The sequence below is a fragment of the Mesorhizobium qingshengii genome, assembly GCF_900103325.1.
Lineage (GTDB): Bacteria > Pseudomonadota > Alphaproteobacteria > Rhizobiales > Rhizobiaceae > Mesorhizobium > Mesorhizobium qingshengii.
The window spans coordinates 1-1,423 of record NZ_FMXM01000108.1; the positions used below are offsets into that span (position 1 = coordinate 1).

3 protein-coding genes are annotated in these 1,423 nt (G+C 59.1%); 1 reads left to right on the forward strand and 2 read right to left on the reverse strand.

What is annotated here, in order from left to right; genetic code table 11:
• The coding region (locus tag BLS48_RS36065; RefSeq protein WP_208604722.1) for a hypothetical protein at positions 1-247 on the forward strand (247 nt) is incomplete at its 5' end.
• Positions 248-302: 55 nt separating this feature from the next.
• On the opposite strand, the gene BLS48_RS34615 is transcribed toward BLS48_RS36065, so the two are convergent.
• Together BLS48_RS34615 and BLS48_RS34620 are read right to left on the reverse strand one after the other, a co-directional pair.
• On the reverse strand, positions 303-614 hold the full coding sequence (locus tag BLS48_RS34615; protein WP_091586696.1) for a type II toxin-antitoxin system RelE/ParE family toxin: 312 nt from the start codon (positions 612-614) through the stop codon (positions 303-305).
• Between the two features lie 2 nt (positions 615-616).
• A complete protein-coding gene (locus BLS48_RS34620; RefSeq protein WP_091586698.1) occupies positions 617-883 on the reverse strand; it encodes a type II toxin-antitoxin system ParD family antitoxin in 267 nt (88 codons plus the stop codon).
• Positions 884-1,423 lie beyond the last annotated feature (540 nt).

Here is a 1,423-nt window from a genome sequence, read left to right on the forward strand (position 1 = left end):
GGGCAGGCTTAGAAGCAAACTTCTTCGTCGCCAGCGGCGAGCCGCCCTCGTTGGTGAGGCGTATATAGTCGCCACCAACAAGAACTGTCAACAGCGAAGATCGCTCTTTTTTCGATTTCTCGTGGAGATCCCGACGAGTTCAAAAATGGTGAGCTGGCTTGGCCCGATTGTGAGCGGCGTCCTGTTGCCGGTCACTCCTGTGATGCCGGCCATCACCTCGGCGCCGGGAACTACGCCATCGGCCTGAAAATCGCCTGTCACGCTAGCGAGACATCGGTCGCCGCGCCTGATCGAGCGGCCTTTCAGAGCCGTTCTTCGAGCAATTCCGGCGTGATGTTGCGGCCGGCGTAAAAGATGCCCAAGATCAGCACTCGCTCGCCCTCGACGGCGAAAGCGATGCTGACGGCGCGTCGGTAACCGACAATCCGCAGCCCAGGCATGATCTCAAGCCGCTCGGTGCCCCGTTGCGGAAACCTCGACAGGCCAAGACAATGGTCGCGGATACCCACAACAAAATTCCAAGCGACGGAAGGCGACGCGCGTTCCGCTATATCGTCATAGAGTGCTTCCAGCTCGGACTCCGCCTTGGGATGGAAGACAATCCGATACTCCATCCCTACCTGGCTTTCGCCTGCTTCGCGCGATGACGCGCCTCCAGTCGGGAAAAGACCGTTTCGGCCGGGATACCTTTGGTTGGATCCTGCTGCAGTTCGGCTAGGCGCGCCGGTGTTTCCTCGCGCAGCCATTTCTCCCGCTCCGCCTCGAAATCCTCGAGCATGCGAAGACCCGCGCGGACAACCTCGCTGGCATTGTTGTAGCGACCTGATTCGAGCTGCTTGCGGATGAAGCTCTGGTAGTGGTCATTCAAAGCGTAATTCGGCATGGCAACCTCCTGGCGGGATTATGGGATCGCACAACGCGTATGGCAATAGATGTCAACTGTTAGCAGCCGCCGCTGATTCGGCCGCGCTTCAGCTTTGCCGCGATTCTCTCCAGGAGAATCGCTTGTCGCGCGATACGGCATGACCGCAATGTCACGTCGGCCACGGGGCGCCGGCGCGATCGAGGTCGACGCGCGAGTCGATACCGCAGCGCTTTTGGTGGCGGCCGCGCGCGAGACAATGGACGAAAAAAGCCGGCTGGGTAAAAACCCAACCTCCTAAATTCGTTCGTATTGCCGGCCTGTCTTTGTGTCTGCGCCTTCGGCCTGGGCCTGCAGGACGAGAAGCTGTTTGTGAGCTGTTTGTCCCAGCAACGGCATCGCCAGGCAACGAAGTTTGGGGATGGGCTCCGTTCCCGCGCTTTTGTGTTTGTCTGGTTAGTTTCGCCGGGCTTCAAAACCAAAAAGCCTGTCGGCTTTTTGGCTGGGCCGGTTTTTTTGTATTTGGTAGCGGGGACAGGATTTGTCGTTGTCCCGCGGCGT

Excerpts from the sequence above, each read along its gene's own strand:
- BLS48_RS34615 (WP_091586696.1), bottom strand. The coding sequence starts at position 614 with ATGGAGTATCGGATTGTCTTCCATCCCAAGGCGGAGTCCGAGCTGGAA.
- BLS48_RS34620 (WP_091586698.1), bottom strand. The coding sequence starts at position 883 with ATGCCGAATTACGCTTTGAATGACCACTACCAGAGCTTCATCCGCAAG.